Origin of the sequence: Sphaerisporangium melleum (genome assembly GCF_014646695.1) — a bacterium.
GTDB lineage: Bacteria > Actinomycetota > Actinomycetes > Streptosporangiales > Streptosporangiaceae > Sphaerisporangium > Sphaerisporangium melleum.
On record NZ_BMNT01000050.1, the window covers coordinates 1 to 23,625 of the forward strand.

At 71.0% G+C, this 23,625-nt stretch carries 20 protein-coding genes; 8 read left to right on the top strand and 12 right to left on the bottom strand.

Annotated features, from left to right (window positions below; translation table 11 throughout):
• A partial coding sequence (locus IEY93_RS32550) for a DUF6571 family protein (RefSeq protein ID WP_189167008.1) occupies nt 1–1,789 on the top strand: 1,789 nt, incomplete at its 5' end.
• Here IEY93_RS32550 and IEY93_RS32555 read toward each other — a convergent pair.
• From IEY93_RS32555 to eccCa, 6 genes are all read right to left on the bottom strand, one after another.
• Nucleotides 1,790–2,401 carry a hypothetical protein gene (locus IEY93_RS32555; protein WP_189167009.1) on the bottom strand — a complete coding sequence of 204 codons (612 nt, stop codon included), beginning with the start codon at nt 2,399–2,401 and terminating at the stop codon, nt 1,790–1,792.
• Between the two features lie 211 nt (nt 2,402–2,612).
• On the bottom strand, nt 2,613–3,959 hold the full coding sequence (locus IEY93_RS32560) for an NsdA family TPR-like regulatory protein (RefSeq protein WP_229691665.1): 1,347 nt from the start codon (nt 3,957–3,959) through the stop codon (nt 2,613–2,615).
• Between the two features lie 275 nt (nt 3,960–4,234).
• Nucleotides 4,235–5,329 (bottom strand): transglycosylase SLT domain-containing protein, encoded by a 1,095-nt coding sequence (locus tag IEY93_RS32565; RefSeq protein ID WP_203968023.1) that lies wholly within the window; start codon nt 5,327–5,329, stop codon nt 4,235–4,237.
• Nucleotides 5,330–5,360: 31 nt separating this feature from the next.
• Entirely contained in the window at nt 5,361–6,470 is a 1,110-nt protein-coding gene (locus IEY93_RS32570; protein WP_189167011.1) for a bifunctional WXG100 family type VII secretion target/C40 family peptidase, read from the bottom strand.
• Complete coding sequence (locus IEY93_RS32575) at nt 6,467–6,781, bottom strand: hypothetical protein (protein ID WP_189167012.1); 315 nt, start codon at nt 6,779–6,781, stop codon at nt 6,467–6,469. The genes IEY93_RS32570 and IEY93_RS32575 overlap by 4 nt, the downstream gene beginning before the upstream one ends.
• 526 nt (nt 6,782–7,307) lie before the next feature.
• Nucleotides 7,308–11,285 (bottom strand): type VII secretion protein EccCa, encoded by a 3,978-nt coding sequence (eccCa, locus tag IEY93_RS32580; RefSeq protein WP_189167013.1) that lies wholly within the window; start codon nt 11,283–11,285, stop codon nt 7,308–7,310.
• A 217-nt stretch (nt 11,286–11,502) separates the two neighbouring features.
• Between eccCa and eccD the strand changes: the two genes are divergently transcribed.
• Nucleotides 11,503–12,987 (top strand): type VII secretion integral membrane protein EccD, encoded by a 1,485-nt coding sequence (gene eccD / locus IEY93_RS32585; RefSeq protein WP_229691666.1) that lies wholly within the window; start codon nt 11,503–11,505, stop codon nt 12,985–12,987.
• A 45-nt stretch (nt 12,988–13,032) separates the two neighbouring features.
• Here the strand turns inward: eccD and IEY93_RS32590 are convergent, their stop codons facing one another.
• Genes IEY93_RS32590 through IEY93_RS32600 form a run of 3 tightly spaced genes read right to left on the bottom strand, consistent with a single transcriptional unit; the run spans nt 13,033 to nt 14,611 of the window.
• Nucleotides 13,033–13,434, bottom strand: coding sequence for a YbaB/EbfC family nucleoid-associated protein (locus IEY93_RS32590; RefSeq protein ID WP_189167014.1), 402 nt, complete (start codon nt 13,432–13,434; stop codon nt 13,033–13,035).
• 37 nt (nt 13,435–13,471) lie between these two features.
• Complete coding sequence (locus IEY93_RS32595) at nt 13,472–14,272, bottom strand: hypothetical protein (protein ID WP_189167015.1); 801 nt, start codon at nt 14,270–14,272, stop codon at nt 13,472–13,474.
• A 36-nt stretch (nt 14,273–14,308) separates the two neighbouring features.
• Complete coding sequence (locus tag IEY93_RS32600) at nt 14,309–14,611, bottom strand: hypothetical protein (protein WP_189167016.1); 303 nt, start codon at nt 14,609–14,611, stop codon at nt 14,309–14,311.
• A 202-nt stretch (nt 14,612–14,813) separates the two neighbouring features.
• Here IEY93_RS32600 and IEY93_RS32605 point away from each other — a divergent pair, with 202 nt between their 5' ends.
• Entirely contained in the window at nt 14,814–15,257 is a 444-nt protein-coding gene (locus IEY93_RS32605) for a YbaB/EbfC family nucleoid-associated protein (RefSeq protein WP_189167017.1), read from the top strand.
• A 146-nt stretch (nt 15,258–15,403) separates the two neighbouring features.
• On the opposite strand, the gene IEY93_RS32610 is transcribed toward IEY93_RS32605, so the two are convergent.
• Both IEY93_RS32610 and IEY93_RS32615 read right to left on the bottom strand, forming a co-directional pair.
• Nucleotides 15,404–16,228 (bottom strand): hypothetical protein, encoded by an 825-nt coding sequence (locus IEY93_RS32610; protein WP_189167018.1) that lies wholly within the window; start codon nt 16,226–16,228, stop codon nt 15,404–15,406.
• Nucleotides 16,225–17,595, bottom strand: coding sequence for a hypothetical protein (locus tag IEY93_RS32615; RefSeq protein ID WP_189167019.1), 1,371 nt, complete (start codon nt 17,593–17,595; stop codon nt 16,225–16,227). Before IEY93_RS32615 ends, IEY93_RS32610 begins: the two co-directional genes overlap by 4 nt.
• 208 nt (nt 17,596–17,803) lie before the next feature.
• Here IEY93_RS32615 and eccB point away from each other — a divergent pair, with 208 nt between their 5' ends.
• The 5 genes from eccB to IEY93_RS32640 all read left to right on the top strand — a co-directional run bounded on the left by eccB (nt 17,804) and on the right by IEY93_RS32640 (nt 21,869).
• On the top strand, nt 17,804–19,240 hold the full coding sequence (gene eccB / locus IEY93_RS32620) for a type VII secretion protein EccB (protein WP_189167020.1): 1,437 nt from the start codon (nt 17,804–17,806) through the stop codon (nt 19,238–19,240).
• Between the two features lie 177 nt (nt 19,241–19,417).
• A complete protein-coding gene (locus IEY93_RS32625; RefSeq protein ID WP_189167021.1) occupies nt 19,418–19,750 on the top strand; it encodes a WXG100 family type VII secretion target in 333 nt (110 codons plus the stop codon).
• Nucleotides 19,751–19,776: 26 nt separating this feature from the next.
• Nucleotides 19,777–20,088, top strand: a complete 312-nt coding sequence (locus IEY93_RS32630; RefSeq protein ID WP_189167022.1) for a WXG100 family type VII secretion target — start codon at nt 19,777–19,779, stop codon at nt 20,086–20,088.
• 65 nt (nt 20,089–20,153) lie between these two features.
• A complete protein-coding gene (locus tag IEY93_RS32635) occupies nt 20,154–20,537 on the top strand; it encodes a hypothetical protein (protein WP_189167023.1) in 384 nt (127 codons plus the stop codon).
• 21 nt (nt 20,538–20,558) lie between these two features.
• On the top strand, nt 20,559–21,869 hold the full coding sequence (locus IEY93_RS32640; RefSeq protein ID WP_189167024.1) for a WXG100 family type VII secretion target: 1,311 nt from the start codon (nt 20,559–20,561) through the stop codon (nt 21,867–21,869).
• Nucleotides 21,870–22,070: 201 nt separating this feature from the next.
• On the opposite strand, the gene argG is transcribed toward IEY93_RS32640, so the two are convergent.
• On the bottom strand, nt 22,071–23,516 hold the full coding sequence (argG, locus tag IEY93_RS32645; RefSeq protein ID WP_189167025.1) for an argininosuccinate synthase: 1,446 nt from the start codon (nt 23,514–23,516) through the stop codon (nt 22,071–22,073).
• Nucleotides 23,517–23,625 lie beyond the last annotated feature (109 nt).

Sequence of the window (23,625 nt, forward strand, 5' to 3'; positions counted from 1 at the left end):
CGCCGAGGTCGAACGCTGGATCGACGACCACCTCCCCGACCTCCGCCGCCGCCTCCAGATCGCCCGGAACACCGCAACCCTCCCCAACTGGTCCCCTGCCGGGGCAGCCGCCCTGGTGCCGTACCAGGAGAAGACGGTGCTGCCGGCCGCGGAGGCGCAGCGCCTGGGCAGGCAACTCGCAGAGCAGTACACAAAGATCGACGGTGGCATTCTCAACCTGGACCGGCAGCAGCAGTACCAGCAGGTTCTCGACACCCTCGCCGAGCACGTGCACGACCCCGCCTACACCGCCGCGTTCTTCACCGCCCTAGGCACGGATGAGGCTCTGCAACTCCCCATCGTGCTGCGCGAGCAACTCGGCCGCCCCGAGGAGGCGACGCTCGCGCCACCGCGCCCCGACGACGAGATCATCCGCACGGTGAGCCAGGCCTTCGCCACCGCCCTGTCGGCCGCAACCCACTCGCCCGGCATGACACAGATCAGCGACGCGCTGCGCCGCCCGGAACTGGGGGCCAGAGAGGCGTTCGGCGGCAGCCTGCTGCTGAGCGCCGGCGCGTTCCCGGCGCAGTGGCTGGCCCAGGTGCTGGCCGCCCGAGGACTGGCAACCCCCCGGACCGTGGAGGCGGGCTATCTCTACGCCCTGGGCAACAACCCCTCCGCCGCCCGCCTGGCCATCAACGCGGCCGTCGGCCACCCCGCCGACCAGGCCAAGCTGAAGAAGTGGCTCACCGAGTTCACCAACCACACCAGCGGCCCCTACGCCACCGACGGCGAAGCCGACGCCTTCGGACGCATGCTCGCCGCCGCCTCCGGCGCCTACGACGAAACAGACGGCAACCACACCAAAGACGCCGCCCACTACGCCTACACCATCATGACCACCATCGACGACCTCAAAATCGGCGATGCCACCCGCGTACACCTCGCAGAGATCGCCGGCTCCTACGCCACAGAGATCACCGAGGGCGCCAATCTCGGCGACGCCAACCAATTGCTCCCCAGCGCTTTCGGCAGCATTAAGTCTCAGCTTCCTGGACTAGCACCCAAATTCCGACTCAGCCCTGAGGACACCTACAAGTTCATCAAAACTTTCACCGACAAGCTCGATCATCAAGCCCCATTTCAGGTGGGGATGGACTTCCTAACCGCCCGGGTGACCCAGAAAGCGGTATCCGAAGTTTCGCAGCGCCAACCAGCTCTTCAACTAGAGGAGACCTTCGCGGCACTCGGCAATGTGCGGGGACTTCAATTAGCAGCCCGCAAGACCTATGCCCGCACCATAGATGACGCAGCAGAAGAGTTCGATAAGGTAAGAAGCTTTGCTATCGGTACCGGAATGGGAGTAGCCGGCCTGGTCCCACCCTTCGAGTCCATACCGGTAACATGGACAGCCCTTAGCACCGCATGGTCGGCCATTGATACGTTCAAGTCGGACGAGGTCAAGGAGATCGAGAAGATCGAAACGACCGAAAAACAAGTGACCCTAGTTCAGCGGCATGCGGTAGCACAGTCTCTCATGGATGCAGGAGTTAGGGCTCAGGTTTCACCACGCGACTACCATGGGGCAGACTCATCGAACGTGGCCCTCGCCGACGAACGCGGCCACTTGCGTCCATTCACCGAGATTCTCAAGTCGGGAAGGAATGGAATCGTAGCCCTTGACGGCTGGTTCATAGACAACGGACTAGGAAGCGAGCACCCCTCATTGGCCAATTCGGCAAAGAAGCTTGCGGATCTGTTCAATGGAGGTAAGACGAGCGCCGAGGCGCAAGCAGAGTACTTCAACTGATCAGGCGGCGCGAAGACACTCCGTCTCACCCGAAATGGAATAGACACCATTTTCGGGAGAATCTATAGTAAGAATAGTTTTACTAGACGCATCAGCAACACGCACCGCTTCAGTCGTTCGAGGCTGCCCTACGATCTTGTAGTGACCTACACGTTCCAAAGCTCCGAGCATCGCAGTCCGGAGAACATATTGACTGCTCCCCTTGGACACATCCATTCCAGTAGCCGAGAATGTTCGTCTCGCTTTCCCATCTCCACACGGCAGGTCTCTGCCACCGGGATCGATTACCCTCACATTTGACGCATCACGTTCTGCAAGCAACTGAAGGACGTGATTTTTTAGAGTTTGCCCAGCTTGGGTGGCTGTGGGCCCGTTGTCAGTCGTGCAGGCGGTGAGCGCAAGAAGCGTGAGGAGGGCGGCGACGGCGAGCTTGCGGCGAGGGTCCGGGTAACGGGATTGCTGCGCCATCTTCGCCTCCACGTCTGGCCGGAACAGGTTGCGCCCCCACATAATCTCAGTGAGTGCCGCTGCGCCACCTAGTATCCACATGATCACGGAGACTTCCATCGCAGAAGCCGTAGGGTGTTGCCCACTGACGACGATTTGAGCCAAGTCCCCCTCCCGGAGAGGGCTAGCCGGAGTGCAGCGCACGTGCAGGGACGGCGAGCGCACATGGAGACGGCTGTGCATCGTGTCCTCGCCGAGGTTGCGGAAGCGCCGCGTGCAACATGCAGCAAGGTGTCCCGCGCAGTGGCCGGCAATCAGCGACTGAGCCGGCGACGGCACCGCCGCTCGCCTGGTTCTCGGCTGGACGCGCCCGTCTCTAGGCTCTGCCGCGTCCCAGATCGGTAAGGGTGGAAGGGTCGGGAGGACGGATGTCGGCCAGGGCTTCACGCCAGTCGGCGGTCGTGGAGCCGAGGTCACCCAGCAACGCGTCGAACTCGTAAGCGCGCACCACGACGCTGGTGATCGGCAGCGTATTCGGATCCCGTAGCGCGAACGTCGCAAGGCGGCAGGCTTCCTCGACTTCACCGGCCTTGGCGAGCGCGGTCGCGTGGGCGAAGCGCACCAGCGCCGGATCGCTGGAGATCGTTGGATCGTAGACAGCGAGCGCCCGAACAGTCGCGCTCGCGGCGCCATCCGCATTGCCCAGATCGGCCCACCCGCGCGCTTCATAGAACGCCTGCCTCTCGGGCTGGAACGAGAGGATTCCCGGTTGGACCATCTCGGATGAGCACCGGTCCAGCGTGTTCCGGCTCCGGTTGATCGCCCGCTCGAATGCGGTGCGATCTCCGAGGGATGCGTGGGCGAGAGCCGCGAAACCCCACATCCAGGCGAGAGCGGGGGTCGCTCCTGTGGCCTGTTCAAGGCGCGGGGTGACGAGGGCCAGCGCGCCTCTGGGCTCACCGGAGTAGATCGGGATCAACGTGGTGCTGGCCAACGCGAGATCAGACAGATACCTGTCGCCCGCCTCGTCAGCGGCCCGGCCGGCCGTTGCGTACCAACGGCGAGCCAGCGGGAAGTGGTAGAGGTTGAAGAGGATCTCTCCAACGACGAGGGAGAGCCGTGCGGCCACTCGTGCCAGGCGTCGTTGCGCTTCGATCGGCTGTCGCCGTCCCAGCAACTCGCGGATGCTGGTGAGGTGCAGCAAGGTCTCGGGCAGCAGGGTGACGGGCATGACCTTCTCGATGCGCTGCCCCAGCCGGTCCGCCTCGGCCTCGAGGAACACGATGCGCTCCTCGCCTGCGGAGGTGGCATCGATGGCCTGTTCGAGCAGGTCGGGGCCGCGCCAGAGGGAGTCGGTGAGGCCGAGGGCCATGGTGGTGGCGCCGAGGTGGAAGACTTCTCGCCGGTTCGTGGCCGCCTCCCGGGGAGTGGAGGGCGTCGGTGCGACGCCGGAGCCGTTACCCCCAGGGTCGTACGGCGCGAGCAGTTCCGCAACGGTGTGCCCGGGGAACATCCGCTCCAGCACCCGGCAGTGATCGGCCTGTGGCTTGGTCTTCAGGTGGCCCTTCATCCACCGGCCGAACGCCTCACGGCTCGGCGACGACCCGATCAACCGCCGGTCGATGCTCCGCGCCACCTTGTCGTACTCCAGGCAGAACGCCCGATGCGTCTCCTGATGACGCTTGGTCAGCAACACCTTCAACAACGTCTGCCGCTGGGGCATGAGAGACACCGCCTCAAGAATCAGGTCTTACACGATGAGTAACTCCTCTGCCACGCTAGGTCATCGGCCGGGCTCTGGTCCGCCGTTCCCGCGAGCTGTGGATATCAGGACACGGAGGTGACGCATAAGGGATGGCGCCGCGCCTCGCCGCGACGCGGTCACGACGCCGTCGCCAAGGAGGCCCGCCTGAGCGGGCACGGGAGAAGCGGTGCTGAACTGGCGGGCACGGGAGAAGCGCGTGGTCCGGCGCTGCCCGCGCTGCGGGGAACAGTGAATCAGTAGCCGCGGTAGCCGGTGCCGTTCTTCGTGCCGACGACACCGGGGACGTTGGAGACCGACCCGTAGCGCTCGATGGCGTACCGCACGCCTGCGATGATGTTGTCCACCGGGTCGTAGATGTCGCGGTGCCCGGGCAGCGACCACCTGTCGAAGGTGGGGTCGATGGTCTGCATCAGGCCCTTGGACGGATGTCCGGCCGCGGCGTTGGAGTCCCAGTTGTTGATCGCGTGCGGGTTCCCACCCGACTCGTGCCGGATGATCAGCCAGATGTCGTTCGGGTTCATCTTCTCCACGGGATAGCCCTGCGCCTTGAGGATCTCGATCGCCTGCTGGATCCAGTCGGCCACCTGGCCCTGCGGCGCGGGGCCGCCGCCCGGAGGCGGCGGGCCGCTCGGCCCGTACCCGCCGAAGCCTCCCCCGCCGTCTCCGCCGGACTGGGCATAGGTGCCGCGGCCGAAGTACCCGTCGTACTCACGCTTGGGCACCGGAACCCATCCGGTGGCGCGGCCGTCGCGGGGGACGAACTCCTGGTCAGCGGCCGGCGGGATGTCGGCGAACGTGGGCGTCGCCTCCTTGAGCCATCGGGCGATGTCGGTGCGCGCGGTGGTCAGCGCGGTCTCGGCGGTGCCGGCGTATCCGCGGGCCAGTGTCGTGTACGCGCCGGCCTGCTGGGAGATGCCGGGCTCCAGGTCCTTCTCCGGGACGCCGTGGTTGCGCCGGCGGTACTCGGCCACCCACGCGAGCAGGTCGTCGCACGCCCCGTGGACGTTGCGCCGCGCCGTCTCCACGGCCTGCGCCGCCGCGTCCAGGCTGTCGGCGCACGAGGCGAGCGCGCCGCTCAACGCGTCGCCGGCCCGCCCGTACCGGCGCATGTACCCGACGAAGGCGTCGGCCGAATCGCCCTTCCACGCGGCGTCCACCCGGGACAGGGCGGTGCCGAGCGCGTTGAGCCGTTCCACGGTGTGGCCGCCGGCCGTGCGCCAGCGGCGGGCGATCTCGCGGATCGCGGCCGGGTCGCCCTGCACCTCGCGGGCCAGCCCGGCCAGTTCCGCACCCCCGGGCAGCGCCGCCACGGCGTCGATGTCGGTCATGCGTCGCCGGGTGGGGAGGGTGGGTGGGAGGTCAGGTGAACCTCCGGAAGGTGATCGGTTCCTTGCCGGCGACGTTCTGGACCCGGACGACCTCTCCGGCGTGCGGGGCGGCGATCATCTTGCCGTCGCCGATGTAGATGCCGCAGTGGTCGGGCGGGTCACCGAAGAACACGATGTCGCCGGGCTGCGGCGGGCCGGAGATCGGTCTGCCGCTGGCCTGGTACCCGGCCGCGGTGTTGTCGCCGATCTTGATACCGGCCTCGTTGAGGGACACGTGGACCAGGCCGCTGCAGTCGAAGGCGTCCGGCCCGTCGGCGCCCCACACGTACGGCCGGCCCAGGTGGCTGCGGGCGGCGGCGACGATGTCGGCGCCGGTGCCGTTCCCGACGACCTCGAACGGGATGGCGCGGCCGGCGGCCCCGCCTCCGGAACCCCCGGAGCCACCGCCACCGGAGCCACCGGACCCGCTGGACCCGTTGGAGGAGCCGTCCGAGGTCCCTGCCAGGGTGGTGGTGCGCTGCTCGTGCGGCGGCGTCGGCCGCCATCCGGTGGCCCGGCCGTCGGTGGGGACGAATGTCTGGCGGTCGGCGGCGGGGATGCTCGCGAAGGTCGGCACCGCCTGCTTCAGGTGCCCGCCGATGGCGGTGCGCGCGGTCGACAGCGCCGATTCGGCCGTCTCGACCTGTTCCCTGGCCCGGTGGACGGCCAGCCCCACCTGCTCGCGGATGCCGGGCGCGAGCTGCTCGTCGGTGGCCTCGGGGTTGCGGCGGCGGTAGTCGGCCACCCAGGTCAGCAGGTCGTCGCACAGCCGGCCGACGTTCGTCCTGGCCGTCCGCACCGCGCCCGCGGCCGTGTCCAGGCTGCCCGTGCAGCCGGTGAGCGCGTCGTGCAACGCCTCGCCTGCGCGGCCGTACCGTCGCATGTAGAGGACGAAGGCGTCGGCGGAGGCGCCCTCCCAGGCGGCGTCCATCCGGGTCAGCGCCCTGCCCAGGGTCTCGAGGTGGCCGGCCGATCCGGTGGCGGCGGCCCGCCAGCGCCGGGCGATCGCCTCCACCGCGCCCGGGTCGCCGTCGGTCCTGCGCAACAGCCCGGCCAGTTCGTCGCCGCCGGGGAGCGCGGCCACCGCGTCGAGGTCGGTCACACCTGCGCCACCTTGGGCAGGCCGCCCTCGGTGCCGTGCTCGGCGTTCCTGACGTTGGTCTCGACGGTGTCCAGGGCGCGCTCGACGCCGTCCAGGCGGGTCTTGACCACGCCCAGCTCCTCGTCCACGTGGCGTTCGACCGAGCCGATCGCGGCGGCCAGCTCGGCCGCGCCCGTGAGGGTGCCGAACAGCGAGGAGGACGCCGCCTGCCTGGCGGGGAAGTCGTCTCCGATCCCCGCGAGCCGCCCTGCCTGCGTGTTGACCGCCACGCGGAGCTTCGCCAGCGCGTCGTAGTTCACATCGAGACTCACCGGGGCCGGCTCCCTCCGCCGTCGGCCAGGACGATCCGCTCGGCTCGGTCCCCGGCGGGCGTCCCACCCGGAACCGCCAACCCGTGATCATATCCAGCACACGCGTACACGAGTGGAGATCTCACTCGAATTCCGCACGAAACCGAACCGATCAGTCCAAGGCTGGACGTACGACGCACCGTCCGGCCCCCTGCCGACCCGCCGAGGACGCCGGACGCTCCCCAGCGGAAGCCGGACCGCTCCCGTATCGAAGCCGGGGCGGCCTCAGGTAGAAGCCGGCGGTGCCACGTGGAAGCCGAGCCGCTCCCTGTGGTGGCCGGACCGGATTCCGGTGGCAGGCTCGATCGTGGCCTCGCGTGCCTCGGGAACGACGGCCACCGCAGCGCCGCCCGACTTCTCCGCCCGCGGCCGCAGTACGGCTCCCGCCGCCGAGCCAGGAGGCAGCGCTCACGCACCGCCGGACGGAGCCTCGCCGCCCGTTCCCGCCGTATTCCGCAGCCCGGCCGTCCGGGGGCCGGGGCCGGGCTCACTTCGAGGGCTGCGGCGGTGACGGCGGGAGGAAGGCGGTCTGGATCAGCCGGGAGCCGGATCTGCGGTCCACGTAGTAGGCCCGGCCCGGCGGCAACGGGTGCGGGCGCACGCCGAACAGCACGCCCTCGTCCCGGTCGCCGGACAGTACAACGGCGGGGCTGGCCATGTCCTTCAGCCGCTGCATGACCGGGTCGAACATCGCGCGCCCGGCGCCGCCCATCGCTCTGGACAGCACCAGGTGCAGGCCGATGTCGCGGGCCTGCGGCAGCAGGTCCAGCAGCGGGGCGAGCGGGTTGGTCCCGGTGGCCACCAGGTCGTAGTCGTCGACCACGAAGTACAGGTCGGCGCCCTGCCACCAGTTGCGGGCGCGGAGCTGGTCGGGGGTGAGGTCGGCCGGCGGGAGCCGCTTGACCAGCGCTTCACGCGCCTCGGCGACCATCTCGGCGGCCGTGGTGCTGGAGGCGGCGTACCCGATGCGGTGCTCGGTGTAGGCGGCGTCCAGCAGCGAGCGGCGGTAGTCGATGACGATGAGCCGCGCCTCGGCGGGGGCGTGCCGGGCGACCACGCCCTCGGCGACCAGCCGCAGCAGGTTGGACTTGCCGCTCTCGGTGTCGCCGAGGACGGTCAGGTGCGGGTCCACGTCGAACTCGGCCATGACCGGCGACAGGGTGGCCTCGTCGATGCCGATGGGGATGCGCCTGCCGGTCTGCTCCACACCGGGCAGCGCGGCCACCGGCAGCATGGACGGCAGCAGCCGCACGCGCGGGGCCGGCTCGGCGTGCCACGCCTCGCGGACGCCGTCCACCAGGGCGCGGACGCCCACCGCGAGGTCGTCGGCCGTGCGTACGCCGTCGATGCGCGGCAGCGCGCCGAGGAAGTGCAGCCCGTCGCGGGTGAGGCCGCGGCCGGGGACGCCCTCCGGCACCGCCATGGCGGTCTTGCGGTTGACCTCTGACTCGTAGGCGTCGCCGAGCTTCAGCTCCAGCCGTGAGCCGAACAGGTCGCGGATGCCGGGCCGGAACTCCGACCACTTGTTGGTGGCGGCGACCACGTGGATGCCGTAGCCGAGGCCGCGGGCGGCCAGGTCGGTGATGGTCGGCTCCAGCGAGTCGAACTCCTGGCGCACGGTGAGCCAGCCGTCGACGACCAGGAACACGTCTCCGAACCGGTTGCCGGTGATCCGCCCCTCGGCGACCTCGCGGCGGTAGGTGGCCATGGAGTCGATGCCGCGCTCGGCGAACTCGCGCTCGCGCTCCTGCAGCAGGACGGTCACCTCGGCGACGGTGCGGCGTACGCGGTCGCCGTCCATGCGGTTGGCGACGCCGCCGACGTGCGGGAGGCCCTCCAGCGAGCCGAGGGTGCCGCCGCCGAAGTCCAGGCAGTAGAACTGCACTTCGCGCGGGGTGTGGGTGAGGGCGAGGCAGGTGATCAGCGCGCGCAGCAGCGTGCTCTTGCCGCTCTGCGGCGACCCCACGACGGCCAGGTGGCCGGCCGCGCCGGACAGGTCGACGGCGAGCGGGTCGCGGCGCTGCTCGAACGGCTTGTCCACGATGCCGAGCACGGCGCGCAGCCTGCCCCGCCCGGCCCATCCTGCGGTGGTCAGGCCGTACTCGGGGGTGATGCTCAGCGGCGGGAGCAGGTGGCTGAGGGTCAGCGGGTCGGCCAGCGGCGGCAGCCAGATGCGGTGCGCGGGCGGGCCGTACCCCTCGAACTGGCGGACCATGATGTCCAGCAGGCTGTCGCGCGCGGCCACGGCGGCCTCCGGCTCGGGCTCCGGTGGCGCCGGGGCGACCGGCGGGGGGACGTAGGCCGGGCCGTACAGGACGACCTGCCGCTGCTCGGCGCCGGCGCGCCGTTCCTGGCGGCTCTCCTCAGTGTGCGGCCCGGACACGTAGGCCGCCTTGAACCTCGTCATGCCGCTGGTGTCGAACTTCAGGTAGCCGTTGCCGGGGGCGGAGGGCAGTTCGTAGGCGTCGGCGACGCCGAGCACGACCCGGCTCTCCATGGCGGAGAACGTGCGCAGGCCGATGCGGTACGACAGGTGGGTGTCCAGGCCGCGCAGGCGGCCCTCCTCCAGCCGCTGCGAGGCGAGCAGCAGGTGGACGCCGAGCGACCGGCCGAGCCGGCCGATCATGACGAACAGGTCGATGAAGTCGGGTTTGGCCGACAACAGCTCGCTGAACTCGTCCAGTACGACGAACAGCGTCGGCAGCGGGCGCAGGTCGGCGCCCTGTTCCCTGGCCCGTTCGTAGTCGCGCAGCGATGCGTAGTTGCCCGCCGCGCGCAGCAACTCCTGGCGGCGCACCATCTCGCCGTGCAGCGCGTCGTACATGCGGTCCACCAGCGGGAGCTCGTCCTCCAGGTTGGTGATGACCGCCGAGACGTGCGGCAGCGACTCCATGCCGAGGAACGTCGCGCCGCCCTTGAAGTCGACCAGGACGAAGTTGAGGATCTCCGAGGAGTGGGTGGTGGCCAGCCCGAGCACCAGGGTGCGCACCAGCTCGCTCTTGCCCGATCCGGTCGCGCCGATGACCAGGCCGTGCGGGCCCATGCCGCCCTGCGCGGACTCCTTGATGTCCAGCTCCACCATGCGCCCGTCGGCGCCGAGCCCGATCGGCACCCGCAGCCGGTTGCGCGCGGCGCGGGGACGCCACAGCGCCGCGATGTCCAGGCGGCGCGGGTCGGCGATGCCGAGCAGGTCAGAGAGGGTCATGTTGGAGGACAGCACGTCCTGGCCCTCGCCGCTCTTGGCGGTGGAGACGCGCAGCGGCGCGAGCTGGCGGGCCAGCCCGTCGGCCTGCAGGAACGACAGCCGGTCGGGGCGGCCGAGCCCGGTGATCACCTCCTTGCCGGCGTGGTCGAGCTGGACGCGGTTGAACCGGTCGGGCAGCACCTCCAGCCGTAGCGTGACGCCTTCCTCGACCAGCGAGGTGGAGCCGCTGAGGTCGATGACGGTGACGCCCTGGATGGCGTCCGCGCCGAGCGGGGAGTCCTGCGGGACGTGCCCGCCGTCCACGATGACCACGTGGTAGGGCAGCGACTCAGGCGAGACGCCCTGCCGGAAGCGGCCGCGGTCCTTCAGCTCGCCGCCGAGCAGCCGGTCGAGGTCCCGCAGGTCGCCGGCCATCAGCCGTACCGGGCCCGCGGCGTCCGACTCCTCCGGGTGCAGGGCGTGCGGCAGCCACTTGACCCACTCCCACTGCGCCATCCACTCCTTGCTCGCGCAGACGGCCACCCGCATGTCGTCCGGGGAGTGGAAGACCACGAGCTGGGCGATCAGCGCCCGCACCAGGTCGCGGACGGTGGCCGGGTCGCCGGCGGGCAGGATGCGGGCGAAGGAGTGCAGGGCCATGGCGATCGGCAGGTCGTCCACGGTGGAGTGCGCACGGATGAAGCGGCGCAGCGCCCCTGCCGACATGGCGTCGAGGTCCTCCACCGGCTTGGCGTCCGGCGGGATGAGCTGGACGGCCAGCCGCTGGGTGCCGGTGCCGACGCGCACGGCCGCGAAGTCGCCGTCGCGGGGCCTGCGCTCCCACAGCCGTGGTCCCATGGCCACCGACCACAGCGAGCCGGGGTCGGGGCCGTTCCAGTCGAGCGCCTCGCGCTGGCGGCGCACGGCCTTGCGGACCTTGGCCCTGGTCTGGGACAGGTAGCGGAAGTAGTCGCGCCGCAGGCCGTTCAGCCGCATCTTGCGCTCGCCGGAGGCCCGGCCGAGCTGGCTCATGCTCATGCCGACCATGGACAGGGCGAACATGCCGCTGGCCACGTACATGATCGGGCTGCCGCCGCCGCCCCCGGTGAACATCAGGGCCATCGCGGCGCCGCCCGCCGCCATCGGCAGGAAGGTGAGGATCTGCATGAAGCCCCCGGACATCGTCTCGGGGATCTCCGGCGGCGACTCCAGCAGGATCTCGCCCCGCGGCGGTGCCGGAGGCGGCCGGCGCTCGGGTCGCCGGATGACGACTATGCCCACGTCGCTCCATGGTCACGAGGTGCATGACGAACCAGCCCACCGTAGCGAACGTGGATCATTCGGGCGCCCCGGAACCACAAAACCTTCGCTATCCACCCGAGATCCCCACAAGGTACTCATCCCTCCCTCGCGTCGCGGACGAGCCCGATACGGTAAGCCTTGTGATCGCAGTGACGCCTCCGCTCCGCCAAGGAAGCGGCTTCCTCATGGAGACGGTGTGACGCTCAACCCCGTGTCCGGCCCGCCGGGCGGGGCGGGAGGCGCCGGAGGCGCGCTGGACGTCATGAACGGCCGGCCCAAGCCCGCGGTCCTGCGTGCCCCGGGGACGGCCGTCGCGATGACCCGGGTCACCATCGTGACCCCGCGCAAGCGCATCGACCTGGCCGTCCCCTCCGACCTGCCCCTCGCGCACGTGCTGCCGGGCGTGCTGGCCGCCGCCGGGGAGGGCGGTGACGAGAGCGTGCTGTCCACCACCGGCTGGGTGCTCCAGCGGGTCGGCGGCCGGGCGCTGCAGCTGGACGCCAGCATGAACGCCCTCGGCGTGCTGGACGGCGAGGTCCTCTACCTGCTCCCCCGCACCTCCGAGCTGCCCGAGGCCGTCTTCGACGACGTGGCCGACACCATCGCCACCGGCATCAAGGAGCGGTCGGGCCGCTGGCAGCCGCGGCACACCCGCGCTACCGGACTCGCCGTCGGCGCGGCGTCCCTGGTCTCCGGCGCCCTCGCGCTCAGCGTCTCCGGGCCGCCCTGGACCATCACGCTGATCCTGGCGGCCACGCTGACCGTCCTGCTCATCGGCGCCGGCGCCGCGCTGTCGCGGGCCCTCGGGGACGCCGGGGCCGGCGCGGTCGCCGGCTACACCGCCCTGCCGTACGCGTTCCTCGCCGGGCTGCTCGCCCCCGCGCGCGACGTCGGCATGCCGCTGTTCGGCGCGCCCAACCTGCTGGCGGCCTTCGCCATGACCGCGCTCGCCGCCACCGTCGCGGGCTGGGCCGTCGCCGAAGGGCTGCCGAACTTCTTCGGGATCATGACGGCCGCGATGGCCGGAGCCGTCGGCGCGGCGATCGTGATGGTCTGGGGCCCGCCCGCGCCGGGCGTGGCCGCACTCGTGGTCGCGGTCGTGCTCGCCTGCACGCCGCTGATCCCCACCCTCTCCTTCCGGCTGGCCCGGCTGCCACTGCCGTCCGCGCCGCGCAACGCCGAGGAACTCCGCGCCGACGACCAGGAGCTGGACGGGCCGGACGTGAAGCGGCGCGCCGTCGAGGCCGAGCGGTTCGCCACCGGCCTGGCCGCGGGCGTCTCCCTGGTGGCGCTGACCGCCGAGCTGATGCTGCTCGGCGGGGGCGGCTGGACGGCGCGGGCCATGCTCGTGGTGCTGGCCCTCGCGCTGCTGCTGCGGGGCCGGGTCTTCCAGGGTGTCGGGCAGCGCGCGTGGCTGTTCGGCGCCGGCGCCGCCGGGCTGATCGTCCTGCTCTTGGCGCTGGGCCTCACCGGTACGCCCGCCGCCCTGCTCACCGTCCCCGGTCTGGTCGTCATCGCGGCCCTCGCCGTGGGCATGGGCATGTTCCTGCCGCAGCGCCGCCCCACCCCGTTCTGGGGCAGGGCCGGGGACGTCGTGGAGTTCGCCCTGATCGTCGCCCTGTTCCCGCTGGCCCTGGGCGTCCTCGACGTCTACACCTGGATCCGCGGCCTCTCCGGCTGACCGCGTGCGTCCGGGCCGTATGCAGCAGCCGGTCCCGCGTGGATGTCAGGGACGGTCGGGGGGCAGGGGGGCGCCCATGGCTTCGGCGACGTCCTTCATCCAGGCCCCGACGTCCGCCGGATCCAGCGAGGGCGGCTCGTCGCCGGTGGCCTCGCGCAGGAGCTCCGCGCTCTTGGCCTGGGCGTCCTGCTGGGCGGCGCGCACCGCTTCGGTGACGGCCGCGGCGATGGCGGCGCTGTCCATCCGCATCGCCCGGGGGTCGATGGCGACCTCCTCGATCATGCCGCCGCCGTCCACCGCCGCGCTGACCAGCCCGCCGGCCGCCTCGCCTTCGCCGCGTACGGCGGCGAGCCCGTCGAACACGCCGGTGAGGCGCCGCACGGCCTGCTCGCTCTCCTGGACGACCCGATCGAGGTCCGCCAGCCGGAAGTCGTCCGGTCGGAACACGTGCACCGCTCCTTCTCCGCTCATGGCACCGGGCACATCAGGGGTGATATGGCTCCGGACGGTCCTTCTTGGGTTCGCGCCACTCGAAGCCCGCCGAGGGCGGCAGCGACGGCGGCTGCCCGGGCCGGGTGGGCGGCGGCTCCTGGAACGAGGGGAGGCCGGTGGTGTCGATCACCGCCTGCCGGAAGTCGATCTTCGCCTCGCCCGTGGGCTCCAGGTTGAACATCTGCGCGAGCCCCTTGCCGGCGAAGTACACCGACATGCCGCCCGCGACCGAGGACACCACCTTGGCCAGCAGGCCCGTCGCCAGCGCGATCGTCCGGGTGGCGAGCGCGCCGAGCGCCTCGAGCCGCGCGTACCCGGCGGGGGCGTACGGGGTGGCGAGCATCGCGGCGGCGATCGGCAGGACCGCGGCCAGCACCGCCGCGACCCGCGCCAGCGAGACCCAGTACGCGCGGTAGGCGTCGCCCAGCTCGTCGACGATGCCGGCGATGTTCTTCACGTACCCGCGCAGGCTCTCCATGGCCTCCTGATAGCGCTCGACGGCGTCGGCGTAGGCGTCGTGGTCCACGGCGATCCAGCCGTCCTTGCCCTTGTCGCCGAGGTTGCGAATGTAGCTCTTGATCGCGGTGTCCAGGCGGGAGTGGATCGACTCCCAGTTGTTGTAGGCGTCCGCCATGCCGGGCACGTTCGCGACGGCGGTGCCCGCGATGGCGCAGCCCAGCAGCAGCGACCGGGACATCAGCGCGGCCTTGCGCAGGTCGTTCAGGACGGCGACCGCGCTGCCGCCCGCGGTGCGCAGGGACGGCGCGTAGGTCACCAGGGGCGCTTGCGTCATGGCGCGCGGTTCCTCTCCGTGGCTCGTGCCGCCCGGTCAGACGTAGACGGCGGTGGAGCGGTCCTCGGCCGTACGCCAGTTGCGCCGCGCCGTTTCGAGCTGGTGGGTCCAGGTCTCCAGCACCGCGATGGCCTCGGTGAGCTTCTCCCGCACGTCGTCCTGGATCTGGGTGTACCGCAGCCCGACGACCACCTCGCCCAGCGCTCCCCACCCCGGGAAGCCCACGTCGGTGCTGTCGATCATGGAACGCCACTCCTTGATCGCCGGGAGGACGTCCTCGTTGATCTCGTGGATGATGCTCCCGATCGCCTCCGAGGTGACGTACCGCTCCTGCGTCATGCCGCCTCCAAGATCCGATGCCGCGAGTGATGTCTATCAGCAATGTGGATCTTTCGACCGGTCCGCCGCATCTGTTCACCAAGTCCTGGAGGAGCGGCAAGATCGGCGACGGCCGGCGTTCACGTGATCGCGGGCGCGGGCGGCGGTTGTAGGGTTCCTGGCGTCGGCAGTGCCGGTACCGGCGACGGAGGATGACGTTAGCGTGACCGACTTCGGCGACTTCGCGGGGCTCGACATCGACGCGCTACTGAACGGCGCGCAGGGGCAGCTCGCCAAGGTGGAGGAGCTCCAGCGCCGCGTGGCCGAGCTGGTCGGGCTGGCCACGGACAAGGACGGCCTGGTGACCGTCGAGTACACCACCGAAGGGCTGCGCGAGCTGGAACTGAACCCCCGCGCCATGCGCCTGCCCTCGGCCGACCTCGCGGCGCTGATCAAGACGGTGATCCACGAGGCCGGGCGCGACCTGGAGCGCCGGACCAACGAGCTCACCGAGGAGATGTTCGGCGCCGAGAACGACCCCCTGAACGTGCTGCGCGACCCCGAGGCCGCGCTCGCGCAGATCAAGCAGGCCGAAGCCGTCTACAACCGCACGTTCGAGGAGGTCATGTCCGACCTCGACGCCATCCGCCGCCGCCTGGAGCCCTGACCGCCGGCCGGCGTCAGGAAGGCGCGAAAGCCGGACGGGGACGCTGAGGAACTCTCCTCCGCAGATGGTCTCCCCACCGGATCCCGGTACCGATGGCAGGCCGGACACGTGCGCGGGCCGGAGGCGGGCGGCGAGCGGGCTGCGGATCAGATGGTCGCGCCAGGGTGGCCGCTGGTCCCCGGATACCCGTTCGTTCCGATCTGCCCGGACGTTCCGCTCTGACCAGTCGTCCCGGTCTGGCCGTACGTTCCATTCTGGCCGGTCGTTCCGGTGGGATCGTTCGTCGCGGGCAGGCCGCTCGCGGGGGAATTGTGCAGGTTGGTCAGCGGCAGGTTCACCTGCTCGGCCGCCTTGCCCTGCCCGGTCATCGCGGCGATCTGGCTCTCCAGCTCGCCCTGCTTACCCTGCACGGCGGTGTACGCCAGGGTCGCCGCGCCCGCGGCGAGACCGAACTTCGTGACGATGGCGCGGATCGACATCTGGGTGCCGGTCGCGGTCGCCTCCGCCACGCCCTGCGCCGCGAGATTCGCGCCCGGAATGCCCTTGGCGATGGTCGCCGAGATCGCCAGGCCGATGAGCACCGTCCCGGCGAGCGCGGAGGTCACGCCGCCGAGGTAGGAGAGCTTGCCGAGGTTCTCCATGATGGCGGCCGCGTCCAGGTGCACGGCTCCGCCCTCGTTGAGGTTCCTGAGCACGGTGCGCGATGCCCCGTCCAGCGCCGTCCGGTCCTCGGCGGTCCAGTCCTCCTCGGGGGCGCCGTCGACCTGCTTCTTGAGGTCGGCGGCGATCTGCTCGATGCCCCCGGCGATCTCGCGCCACTTCTCACCCGCGCCGGCCAGGCTGCTCGGCTTGGAGGCCACGCTCGTGATGGCCGCGGCGATCAGCAGCGCCCGGGCCGGGTTCACGACGGCGTAGGCGGTCGCCCCGGCGACCCCGAAGACGTACCCGTACTCCCAGCCCTCGTAGCTCATCGTCCCGTCCTCTTCTTCAGCGCCTCGGCCTTCGCGGCCATCTCCTCCTCCTCGGACTTCCACAGCCGGGCGGACAGGTACAGGTCGTCCCGCCAGGTCTCCATCTGCCTGCGCACCGCCTCGATGTAGCCGGCCGAGGCCGCCGCCATCTCACCGTGCTTGCCGGAGATGCCCAGGCCGACGACCCCGCAGTCGAGGGCACCGATGTGGTTGTTCTCGGGCTGCTTGCGCACCGACTCCGCCTTGGCTCCCGCGCCGTTGTAGATCCTCGTGCCGAGGTCGTGCACGGCCTGGTGCCGCACCTTGCGGGTCGTCCCCGGGTTCGCGGGGCCGGCGCCGTACCCGCCGGGATACGGAGATGTGCCCGCACCGCTGCCGGTGCCCGGGACGCCGGAGAAGCCGGATCCGCCGCCGGGCAGGCCGGGAAACCCGGACGAGCCGGAACCTGGCAGGTCGGGGAACGCGGGAGAGCCCGCGCCGTTCGATCCCGCGCCTCCTGCGCCGGAGCCGCTCGGGCCGGGTACCCCGGGAAGGTTCGGGTCGGACACCACCGGGTCCGGCACCACCGGGTCACCCGGCACGGTGCTCACCGGGTCCACCGGCACGTAGGGTCCCGAGCCGTTCGGATCACCAGGCACGTACGGGCCGGAGCCGTTGGGATCACCAGGCACGTACGGACCGGAGCCGTTGGGGTCACCAGGCACGAAGGGGCCGGAGACGTTCGGATCACCGGTGTTCACCGGGTCGCCCACCGGGTCCACCGGCACGTAGGGTCCCGAGCCGTTCGGGTCGCCGGGCTGGATGACGACCGGGTCGGTGGTCGGCCCCGGATCGCCCGGCACCGAGGTGACGGGGTCGAACGGCCCTGCCCCCACCGGGCCGGGCGCGACGGGATCGGCCGGGTCCGCGGGCCCGGAGACCTGCGGGCCGATGACGTACGGGCCGCCGAGCGGATCGCCGCTCACGGGAGCGCCGCCCACCGGCGCGCCCAGCACGTCGAGCGGGTGCGGGCCGGTCAGCACGACCGAGGGATCCGCACTCGACGGGTCGCCGGGCGAGAAGGCATGCCCTCCGCCCGGATCGCCCTGATCGCCCGGCGAGAACGCGTGCCCCCCGCCCCCTGGCACGAACGAGTGCCCCGGATCGCCCGGCGAGAAAGGATGCCCCGGATCGCCGGCGGCCGGAGGGCCCGCACTGATCGGGTCGCCGGACTGCTGCGCCGGTCCGCCGGTGGACACGGCGTACGGCCCTCCGGCGACCGAGCCGGCCGCCCCCGCGCTCTCCGGAGCCGGGCCCCCTGAGGCCGGACCTCCGGACGCCGGGCCGCTCGCGTTCAGCAGGGCGTCGAATCCACGGAGCTCGCTCACCTTACGTCCCCCCGTCTCGGGCCGCAGGAATGGTGATCGCCTGTGCGACGGCAGACTAGCCCAGCGCTCGCCCGGCCGTACAGAAACCGGTCAAGTCTCCCCTTACGCCCGCAACCCGCCCCCAAGGGCCCGAGCAGCGCCGAAAATGGAGGCGCGATGGCGCTTCTATGCTGTCCGCGACGATCCGCCAGGCAAGGCTTGAGGTGGCATGCAGACCCGTCGTGATCTCTACCAGGCGCACCGCCTGATGATGCAGCGCCTGGGCATGGCCCTGCTGCAGGGAGAGCCGGACGTCCCGGAGTCGCCCATGCGCAGGCACAACGTCGCCATGTTCTGCGGGGTGCTGGTGGCGATCCTCGTCGCCGCGTGCTTCGGCATCTACGGCCTGCTCCGTCCGGGCGGCGCGACGGCGCTGACCGAGCCCGGCACGCTGATCGTCGAGGAGGAGACCGGCGCGACGTTCGTCTACAGCCGGCAGGAGGCGCGGCTCATCCCGGTGGCCAACTACACCTCCGCGCGCCTGCTGCTGGACACTCCCGCGGTGACGGTCCGCACCGTGTCCTCCGCGTCGCTGGCGGGCTTCTCCCGCGGCACGCTGGTCGGCATCCCGGGTGCGCCCGAGTCGCTGCCGGCGCCGGAGAAGCTGGTGCGCGGCCCGTGGTCGGCGTGCGTGGCCGAGACGACGGACCCGAGCGGGGCGCGCAAGCCGTACGTCTCGCTGGTGGGCGGCATGGACGTCGGAGGGCGGCCGTTCGGCGCCGAGGCGATGCTCGCCGACGACGGGCAGCAGTCGTGGGTCATCCTGGCCGACCGCCGCATGCGGGTCTCCGACGCGGGGGCGCGGGCACTGTCGCCGACGCCGCCACGCCAGATCCCGGCGACCTGGCTGAACGCGCTGCCCATCGGCCCTGATTTCCGCGGCCCGCGCATCCCGGGCCTCGGGACGCGGCTGCGCGGCCCGGACGGGCGCGCCTCGGCGGCCGGCCGGGTGTACACCGTGCCGGCCATGGCCGGGAGTGAAGTGCGCTGGTACGTCCTGCTACGCGACGGGCTCGCGGTGATCTCCCAGACCCAGGCCACGCTGCTGCTGGAGGACCCGGCGAGCAAGGCCGCCTACGGGCGCCACCCGGTGCGGCCGATCGAGGTCGACGCGGCCAGGGCCAACGCGTTCCCGCAGTCCAGGAGCTCGCTCGCCGTACCCGGCCTGCCGGCGACGATGCCCAAGATCTCCTCCCCGGATCCGGCGACGCCGCTGTGCACCGTCTACTCCGACACCGCCAAGGGCTCGACCAGGGCGCGGCTGACGATCGGCGGACGCATGCGCCTGCCGGTGCCGCCGAACGCCGGCGCCGACCAGGAGCACTTCGACCAGGTGCTGCTGCCGCCGGGCGGCGCCGTGCTCGCCGGCCTGCTGCCGGGCGAGGGGCAGCTCGGCGCGGTGCAGAACTTCGCGCTGGTCACCGACCAGGGGCGCAAGTTCCCGCTGTCCTCCGGCGATCTGCTGCCCAAGCTCGGGTACGACCCGGCCGAGGTGGCGCCGCTGCCCGCGGGCATCTGGCACCTGGTCGCGGACGGTCCCACGCTGGACCCGGCCGCCGCGCTGACACCGGTGCCCATTACGCAGCCGGAGACCCTGAAACCCTGAAGTCAGCCGTCACCCGTGTTACGAAAAAACGTTACTGACTCGAAATGTGACGCAAGACCATGATGTGGTGATTGCTCCTAGTGTGTGCAGTGATCAGCATCGCGGGGGCACACGATGCTTACGGCAGTGTGGGCCATCACGCGTGTCACGGCCAGGCCACACTCTTTGGAGGTACCCGTGAGCCAGGAGCAGACGTCCGCCCAGCTTCCCCAGATCGTCGAATCCGCCAAGAAGACCGAAGCGGCTCACACGCTGATCGGCAGCATCCACACCCAGCTCCACGGTCACGTCGCCGAGCTGCGCGCGGGGTGGGGCGGTCAGTCCGGCATGGCCTTCGAGGCCGTCTACAACGAGTGGAGCCGGGAGCTGAGCAACGTGCTGGGCGAGCTCCAGGGCCTCGCGCAGAAGCTCCACCAGGTCGAGGCGCGCTACCGCAACACCGAGGCCGACCAGGAGGCCGTGGTCAAGCGCGTCGGCGGCGGCCTGCTCACCGGCAACATCAACGCCTGACCCGGCCCGGAGGAACGGAGATCATCATGGCCGCCAACAACGACATCGACCGTACTCTGGTCAACTTCGGGTCCATGACCACGGGCGCCCAGGACTTCGCCCGGCAGTGGCAGGCGATGGAGGGCACCCTCCAGGAGCTCGAGCGCAACCTCGACCGCCTGCTCGGCGAGTGGGAGGGCGACGCGCGCACCGCGTACTGGACCGCCCGCGCCAAGTGGGACGCCTCCTCGGGCCGCATGGCCGCCCTGCTGCAGCAGCTCGGCGCCGTCATCGAGCTGGGCCACGAGAACTTCAAGCTCACCGAGCGGGCCAACGTCTCGATGTTCGACGGCCACTGAGGCCGCCGCCGGACCAGACCGTCTCCTGCCGCTCCACGCGGCTGCCCACATCTGCGAGGACGACGATGAGTGGCGAGAACGAAGGGCGGCTCCTGAAGCTGTCCCACCAGGAGGTCGAGCAGATCGCGAAGGCCCTGCAGACGCACGCCGACGCGATGGGACAGAACGGCCGGACCGGCGCCGACGGCAAGCAGTCCGGCTCGCTGTACTCCTTCCAGTACAACGCCCAGCTCACGCCGGACGAGCTGGGCAAGTGGCCCGCGGCCCAGACCTTCGCGCAGACGGTGGGCACGATGGGCGCCGGCACCGGCGTCAACTCGCTGCAGGAGCTGTACGCGAGCTACATCCAGCAGTACAACGCCCTGATCGCCGTCATCCGGGCGGGGCGCATCAACATCGCCACGGCGGAGGACGCCAGCAGCGTCCCCAAGCCGCCGGGCGCCGTCTGAGAGAGGCGGCAGGGAGCTTTCGTGGCCATCGACTACAGGAACATCCGGGGATCCCGGCCGGAGACCGGCGTCCAGGACGGCGACGTCGGCAGCGTCCGGAACCTGCTCAACGCCACCAATCCCGGCGCGGTGCACGGCGCGGGCGCCGTCCACCTCACCGTGGCCGAGACGATCGCGAGCAGCGTCGAAGCGCTGCACAAGCAGCTCGCCGGCATCGAGGACAAGTGGGAGGGCGACTCCGGGGCCGAGTTCAAGAAGGCCGTGGAGAAGCTCAAGGCGACCGGCGGCGAGCTTTCGGCCAAGATGCAGATCATGGGCGGCAAGCTGCAGACCTACAGCGAACGGCTGACCTGGTACCGCGAGAACGCCATCGAGGACAGCTGGATGGGGTCGTGGGAGAACGGCATCGACATCGTCCCCGGCGACTGGGGTGAGGATGACCCGAACTCCAACTCGTCGTACTTCACCGACTCGCGCAACAGCCGCGCCCGCCACCACCTGGAGAACCTCAACAAGGAGATCGCCGGCCTGTACGACGAGATCCCCGCGCGCATCGAGTACGACCTGCCGCAGATGAGCCCGGTCGCGGCGCCGGGGATGCCGAAGGTGCCGGACGACTTCACGATGCCCGGCTCGGACGGAGGCGGGTACGGCGGCGGGGGGCCGTACGGCTCGGGGAGGTTCGGCGGGCCGGGCTTCAGCAGGCTCGCCACGGGCGACCCCGACCTCGGCTCCGGGACCGGCGACGGCACGACCCTGCCCGGGGTGACCGGCCCCGGCGCGGGCACCGGCGGCCCCGGGGGGACGGGCCCGGGAACGGGCACCGGTCCGGGGAACGGCACCGGGACGGGCCCCGGCGGCACCGTACCGCCCCCAGGCACCGGCACCGGTAATGGCACTGGCACCGGACTCAACCCGAACGATCCCAGGACAACCGATCTGGCCGGGTTCGACCCGAAGACGGGATTGAACAACCCGGCGCTGAACGTCCCGAACCCGAACCCGACCGGCCTGCCGACGCCCACGACGAGCCTGGGCAACCCGAACGGGGTGGGCACGGTCCCGATCGGGACGGGCGTCGGCGCACCGGGCGGCACCGGCACGGGCCTGGGCACGTCCTACGGCGCCGGCTCGCTGCTGGGCGGCCCGAACGGCCAGAACCTCACCAGGGGCATCGGCGCGAACGCCGCCGGGATGGGCGGCATGCCGTTCATGCCGATGAGCGGCGCGGGCGGCGGAGAGAACCAGGAGCGCGAGCGCAGCACCTGGCTCACCGGCGACGAGGACGACTGGGGCACCGACCGGCAGGTCGCTCCCGGCATCATCTGCTGACCCGGCCCTCGCCGCCGGCCCGCACGACGCACGAAAGGCCGTCCACCGAGCTTCGGTGGACGGCCTGCTCGCTTTCGTGGACAGCCCTTCGGGAACCCTGCAAGCCGCTCACCAGGAAGGCGTGGTCATACGTGCCCGGATCGATGTCCGCGTTCGAGCCGTACCGACCACTTCGTCATGCGGTACGGCTCTCGCTTCGCGTCAGTCGGTGCCGGACTCCAGCGCGGCGTGGTCGAGCAGCGCGTCGTCGCCGTCGACCTCGCCGCGGGAGGCGATCGCCTCGGCCCCGCCCTCGGGCATGGCGCCGATCAGCCTGCTCGCGGCGGCCTGCGCGGCGCCGATCATCGGGTGCCCGCTGCCGACCATGCCGAGCCGCGCGTACTGCTCGAGCTTGGCGCGCGAGTCGGCGATGTCCAGGTTGCGCATGGTGAGCTGGCCGATGCGGTCGACCGGCCCGAAGGCCGAGTCCTCGGTGCGCTCCATGGAGAGCTTGTCGGGGTGGTAGCTGAACGCCGGGCCGGAGGTGTCCAGGATGGAGTAGTCCTCGCCGCGGCGCAGCCGCAGGGTCACCTCACCGGTGACGGCCATCCCGACCCAGCGCTGCAGCGACTCGCGCAGCATCAGCGCCTGCGGGTCCAGCCAGCGGCCCTCGTACAGCAGCCTGCCCAGCCGGCGGCCCTCGATGTGGTAGCTGGCGAGGGTGTCCTCGTTGTGGATCGCGTTGACCAGCCGCTCGTACGCCGCGTGCAGCAACGCCAGGCCCGGCGCCTCGTAGATACCCCGGCTCTTCGCCTCGATCACGCGGTTCTCGATCTGGTCGGACATGCCCAGGCCATGCCGGCCGCCGATGGCGTTGGCCTCCAGCACCAGGTCGACGGCGGAGGCGAACTCCTTGCCGTTGATGGTGACCGGCCGGCCCTGCTCGAACCCGATGGTGACGTCCTCGGGGGCGATCTCGACGGCCGGGTCCCAGAAGCGCACACCCATGATGGGCTCGACGATCTCGATGCCCGTGTCGAGGTGCTCCAGCGACTTGGCCTCGTGCGTCGCGCCCAGGATGTTGGCGTCGGTGGAGTAGGCCTTCTCGGTGCTGTCGCGGTAGGGCAGGTCGTGGGCGAGCAGCCACTCGGACATCTCACGCCGGCCGCCGAGCTCGTGGACGAAGTCGGCGTCCAGCCACGGCTTGTAGATGCGCAGCGAGGGGTTGGCGAGCAGGCCGTACCGGTAGAACCGCTCGATGTCGTTGCCCTTGAAGGTGGAGCCGTCCCCCCAGATCTGCACGTCGTCCTCGAGCATCGCGCGCACCAGCAGAGTGCCGGTGACGGCCCGCCCGAGCGGGGTGGTGTTGAAGTACGCGCGCCCGCCGGACCGGATGTGGAACGCCCCGCAGGACAGGGCCGCGAGCCCCTCCTCGACCAGGGCCGCGCGGCAGTCGACGAGCCGGGCGAGCTCCGCGCCGTACGCCAGGGCACGCCCTGGCACCGAGCCGATGTCGGGCTCGTCGTACTGCCCGATGTCAGCGGTGTAGGTGCACGGCACTGCACCCTTCTCGCGCATCCACGCGACCGCTACCGAAGTGTCGAGACCGCCGGAGAAAGCGATGCCGACACGTTCACCGACTGGAAGAGAGGTGAGCACCTTGGACACGAGTAGAAGTATATACACACCGATGCATGACCATGCAAAGCATTCGCGAGATCACCCAGCAGGTCTGCTGAGACGGGGCGCCATACGGCCGAGGTCGGGCCCGGCCGCC

Excerpts from the sequence above, each read along its gene's own strand:
- IEY93_RS32560 (WP_229691665.1), bottom strand. The coding sequence starts at position 3,959 with ATGCCCCAGCGGCAGACGTTGTTGAAGGTGTTGCTGACCAAGCGTCAT.
- IEY93_RS32565 (WP_203968023.1), bottom strand. The coding sequence starts at position 5,329 with ATGACCGACATCGACGCCGTGGCGGCGCTGCCCGGGGGTGCGGAACTG.
- IEY93_RS32595 (WP_189167015.1), bottom strand. The coding sequence starts at position 14,272 with ATGACGCAAGCGCCCCTGGTGACCTACGCGCCGTCCCTGCGCACCGCG.
- IEY93_RS32600 (WP_189167016.1), bottom strand. The coding sequence starts at position 14,611 with ATGACGCAGGAGCGGTACGTCACCTCGGAGGCGATCGGGAGCATCATC.
- IEY93_RS32610 (WP_189167018.1), bottom strand. The coding sequence starts at position 16,228 with ATGAGCTACGAGGGCTGGGAGTACGGGTACGTCTTCGGGGTCGCCGGG.
- eccB (WP_189167020.1), top strand. The coding sequence starts at position 17,804 with ATGCAGACCCGTCGTGATCTCTACCAGGCGCACCGCCTGATGATGCAG.
- IEY93_RS32630 (WP_189167022.1), top strand. The coding sequence starts at position 19,777 with ATGGCCGCCAACAACGACATCGACCGTACTCTGGTCAACTTCGGGTCC.
- IEY93_RS32635 (WP_189167023.1), top strand. The coding sequence starts at position 20,154 with ATGAGTGGCGAGAACGAAGGGCGGCTCCTGAAGCTGTCCCACCAGGAG.